4 protein-coding genes and 1 pseudogene are annotated in these 4,148 nt (G+C 73.0%); 3 read left to right on the top strand and 2 right to left on the bottom strand.

Annotated elements, in window-relative coordinates; all coding sequences use genetic code 11:
- Positions 1 to 416: pseudogene (locus ACWEBX_RS37750) on the top strand (TetR/AcrR family transcriptional regulator); the annotation flags it as partial.
- Positions 417 to 455: 39 nt separating this feature from the next.
- On the opposite strand, the gene ACWEBX_RS37745 reads toward ACWEBX_RS37750, so the two are convergent.
- Positions 456 to 1,700 carry a glycosyltransferase gene (locus ACWEBX_RS37745; protein WP_451889254.1) on the bottom strand — a complete coding sequence of 415 codons (1,245 nt, stop codon included), beginning with the start codon at positions 1,698 to 1,700 and terminating at the stop codon, positions 456 to 458.
- Between the two features lie 194 nt (positions 1,701 to 1,894).
- Here ACWEBX_RS37745 and ACWEBX_RS37740 point away from each other — a divergent pair, with 194 nt between their 5' ends.
- On the top strand, positions 1,895 to 2,887 hold the full coding sequence (locus ACWEBX_RS37740; RefSeq protein WP_451889253.1) for a polyprenyl synthetase family protein: 993 nt from the start codon (positions 1,895 to 1,897) through the stop codon (positions 2,885 to 2,887).
- Between the two features lie 275 nt (positions 2,888 to 3,162).
- Here ACWEBX_RS37740 and ACWEBX_RS37735 read toward each other — a convergent pair whose 3' ends face one another.
- Positions 3,163 to 3,528 carry a nuclear transport factor 2 family protein gene (locus ACWEBX_RS37735; RefSeq protein ID WP_451889252.1) on the bottom strand — a complete coding sequence of 122 codons (366 nt, stop codon included), beginning with the start codon at positions 3,526 to 3,528 and terminating at the stop codon, positions 3,163 to 3,165.
- A 171-nt stretch (positions 3,529 to 3,699) separates the two neighbouring features.
- Here ACWEBX_RS37735 and ACWEBX_RS37730 point away from each other — a divergent pair, with 171 nt between their 5' ends.
- Positions 3,700 to 3,993 (top strand): hypothetical protein, encoded by a 294-nt coding sequence (locus ACWEBX_RS37730; protein ID WP_451889251.1) that lies wholly within the window; start codon positions 3,700 to 3,702, stop codon positions 3,991 to 3,993.
- The last annotated feature ends 155 nt before the right edge of the window (positions 3,994 to 4,148 follow it).

The following is a 4,148-nucleotide window of genomic DNA, read 5'->3' as shown; positions in this document are numbered from 1 at the left end:
CCGCCCTGGACGCGCTCGCCGAGGCCCGCGACCAGCCGCTCGGCGAGCGCGCCACCGCCCTCTTCCGCGCCTACGCGGCGAACGTGACGAGTGATCCGCGCCGTATCCGCATCACCTTCGTGGAGATCATCGGCGTGAGCGCGCGGCTGGAGGAACAGCGGCTCGCCCGCCGGTCCCGCTGGGTGGAGTTCATCTGCGGCGAGGCGGCCGGCGCCGTGGCCCGCGGGGACGCGGCCCCGCGCGACTACCGGCTGGCCGCCACCGCCTTCATCGGCAGCGTGAACGGCCTGCTGCACGACTGGAACGCCGGCTGGGTGGACGCGACGCTGGACGAGGTGGTGGAGGAACTGGTCCGCCAGCTCCTGGCGATCCTGCGCCCCGCGGGATGGGGCACGGGCGACGCCACGGGCCCGTAGACGGCCGTGGCGGGGCGGAGGGGGGCGCTTCAGCGGCCCTCAGGACCGTCCGGGGTGTTCGAGGTGGGAGAGGGTCCTCGCGACCGGGGCCACCCCGTCCTCCGTGCGCAGGCGTTCCGCCAGGGCCCGCGCGTTCCGGCGGTACGCGGGGTCCGTGGTCGCCCGGACCAGGGCCGGCGCCAGCCGCTCGGCGCGCAGCCGGCGTGGCGACAGGGTGCCGGGCGCGACCCCGAGCGCGACCAGCCGTGCCGCCCAGAAACCCTCGTCGAACTGGACCGGCACGGGCACGGCGGGAACCCCGGCCCGCAGCCCCGCCGCTGTCGTGCCGGCCCCGGCGTGATGCACCACCGCCGCCATCCGGGGGAACAGCGCGGAGTGCGGCACCTCGCCGATGGTGATCATGTCGTCGCCGGTGGCGCGCAGCCCGCCCCACCCACGCTGGATCACCCCGCGCAGCCCGGCGGCCCGCAGCGCACCCACGATCTCGCCGCTCAGCCGCCCGGGATCGGGAACGGTCGCACTGCCGAGGCCCACGAAGACCGGAGCGGGGCCCGCGTCCAGGAAGTCCTCCAGCGCCGAGGGGAGCCGGGCGTCCTCGCTCGCGTACGGCCACCAGTAGCCGGAGACGTCGAGCCCGCGTCTCCAGTCCCGCGGCCGGGGCACGACCAGGGGGCTGAAACCGTGGTGCACCGGCCAGGCCCGCCGCTCGCGGGCGCGCCGGGCCGCGACGGTCCCCGCGGGCGGCAGGCCGAACCCCTTGCGCAGGTCCCGTACCGTTTCCGCGAAGACCCGCTCGACGGCCAGGTTCACCCCGTACCCCGCCGCCCGGTTGACCGTGGACCCCCAGGAGCCCGCAGCGGCCACCGGGGGCGCGAACTCCCTGGTCGGCGCCAGTGGCTGGAGGTGCACTCCCATGCTGGGCAGGCCCAGCCCCTCCGCGACCGCGTACCCGAGCGGTCCCAGCGAACCGGACAGCAGCAGGACGTCGGCGGCGCCGGCGGCCTCGATCATGCCGTCGGTCAGCCGCCCGGCCAGTGACCGCGCCAGCCCGGCGAGCGTGATGATCTTCCCGGCGCCCGTGGCGCTCCGGAGGAGCCGCCGCCCCGGTCCGGACTCCAGCTCGGCCCGCGGATCGACGGGCAGCGGGTGGAACCCCACCCCCGAGCCCGGCACCAGGCCGGCGAAACTTCCGTGCGTCACCAGGGTCACCTCGTGCCCGGCCCGCACCAGGCCGTGCCCGAGTCCCGTGAACGGCGCCACGTCGCCCCGCGAACCCGCGGTCATGATCGCTACTCGCACGAGATCCAGTATGGCGAGGTTCGCGGCCCGTGACCCGCTCCGCGTACCGCCAAGAAACAGGACTCTCAACAAACCGGCCATGGCGCGAAGTTGCTCTGGCTCGTCATCATGGCGAATGATCGAATCGGCGCTCGAACAATTCAGTGGTGGGGGTGGACTGCGTGCGAGCGAAGTCGTACATGGATCTGCATGGGGAGATGGCCGCGGACATCGAGGCGGAGCGGAACGCCGCGCTCGACCTGCTCGGCCCGGAGGCCGCGTCCGTCCGGGCGGCGGTCGCCGAACTCCTGGAGCACCGGACCTTCGCCTACCCCCACTCCGTTCTGCCGATGATCGTCCACGCCGTGGAGACGGGGGCGCCCGGACCGGCCGTCCCGCTGGCCGTCGTCCATGAACTGTGGTGGACCTCCGCGTGCTACCTGGACGACCTCGCCGACGGCCAGGCCGTCTTCGCCGCCGGTGGTCTCCGCGAGAGCGAGGCGCTGCTCGCCACGGTCGTCAGCGGAATACCCCTTCCCCTGCTCGTCGTTCAGTCGCCCCGGATCCCGGAGAAGGCGCGCGGCCCGCTGTCGGCCGAGATCGTGCGGTGCTGGATCGGCGCGACCGAGGGGCAGTTGAGGGACCTTCGCGCGGACGTGGGCGCGGTCACGCGCGACGCCGTCGTCACGGCCTACCTCGGGAAGTCCGGCGCTCCGTACAGCATGGTCACCGCCATGGCGGCGCGACTGGCCGGCTGCTCGGACGAAAGAGTCGAACTCTGGCGGGAGTTCGGCAACGTCTTCGGCATCCTGTGGCAGATCTTCAACGATCAGCAGGACATCCTGACCGGCCGCAACGAAGACCTCGTGAACGGCACGGTGACGTATCTGCTGGCCTGCGCGGTGGAGAACGCCGGGCACGGCTCCGCGGACCACGTCCTCGAACTGCACGCCGCCGGACGCCGCTCGCCCGACGCGCGGGCGGCGCTCACCGGCATCCTGCTCGCGCCGGACGTGCTGGGCCGGTACGAGCAGGACATCAGCGTCTTCCGCGACCGGGCTCACCGCCTCCTGCGTGAACTCGGGGGCGACACGGCCTATTCGGCGGTTCTCCACGACTTCGTGGACCGGGCGTCCCCCATGCTGCTCCGGGCGGCGCGGCCCGCCGCCCGGGCGGTCACGAACCAGCTCTGACGGCGGCTTCGCCGCCCTCGACGCCGACGGGCGCCGCGCGGCCGTGACTCACCGGGGCCGGATGCGCGGCCTTCGGGTCGCACGAGGCAAAGGGGGACGCGGCCGCGAACGCGCGGTCCGCAGCAGCGAGTCCAGCAGGGAGGCGGACACCCGCAGGCCCGCCGTCAGGACTCCCGTCCGGCGGCGACGGTCCGGACGGGAACTCCCCATCGCGGCGCCCGCGGAGAAGGTCCAGGTCACACGAGACGTGACCTGGACCTTCGGCCAGTTCCTCCCTACTCGTCCCATGCCTGTACCAGTGTCTGCTCGATGATCTTGCCGTCGCGCAACGACATCATCGACGTGCTCATCACCCGCACCCCGTCCGCGTACACGCAGGTCTCGGTGTAGGCGACATGGTCGCCCTGGACGACGCACTGGTCCATCCTGTGCGTCATGTCCCGGCTGTAGACGTCGTCGAGCATCTCGGCGATCTCGGCTCGGCCGTGTTTGACCATCGGGTGACTGGGCTGGGTGTTGCGGTCGACGATGCGCAGTTCCGCGTCGTCCGCGTAGAGCGACAGCAGATCTGCCGCACTGTGTCCTTCAATGCCCCGGCGCAGCGCCTCGGTGTCGAAGGCGGGGGCTGCCGCTGTGCCCATGGGGACCTCCTCAGGAAGGCGCGGACCGGCCACGAGCCGACCACGAAGCGCCTCAGTATCGAGCGTCCTCCGCCTCCGGGCCCACGGCAAACGCAGGCGCCCGATGCGCCTCTCGGGTGAGCGCGGGCCCCGGGCCGTGTCCGCCCCGGGGCCACGGCCGTTGCTGATTGCATGATCTCAACACGACGTATCGTCGCCGCCGTTGGTCTCGCCGTCGGCGTCACAGGACTTGCCGCGCCGATGGCGACGGCCGCGGGCGCAGAGCCTCACGACGGGAAGCTGAGCCCCATGTCCGCGCTCGACTCGCTCGCGACGAGCGACATCCCCGCCGCGCACCGGAGCGGGCTGCCGCAGCCCTCCAGCCAGCTCGGTGGAGTGAACAGGCTGTACGAGCTGAACCAGCTCCACCAGGCGACCGACCTCGCCGCACCTGCCACCGGCCTGCTCCCGGGCGTCGAGGGCTAGGGCCTGTCTGACAATTCCCGTCTGCCCGGCGGCGCCATGCACGCACTCGCGCCGCACCGGCCCCAGACCCGAGTACGTCCAGTACGCAGGCCTGGGGCACGATCTGCTCGCCTTCGGCCCACATCCTCAGGGTCCCCGAACCGCCCCCGTGCACC

The organism is Streptomyces sp. NPDC005070 (assembly GCF_053600395.1).
The sequence above is the reverse complement of the archived record's forward strand: the minus strand, read 5'-3'. Positions and strand labels throughout refer to the sequence as shown.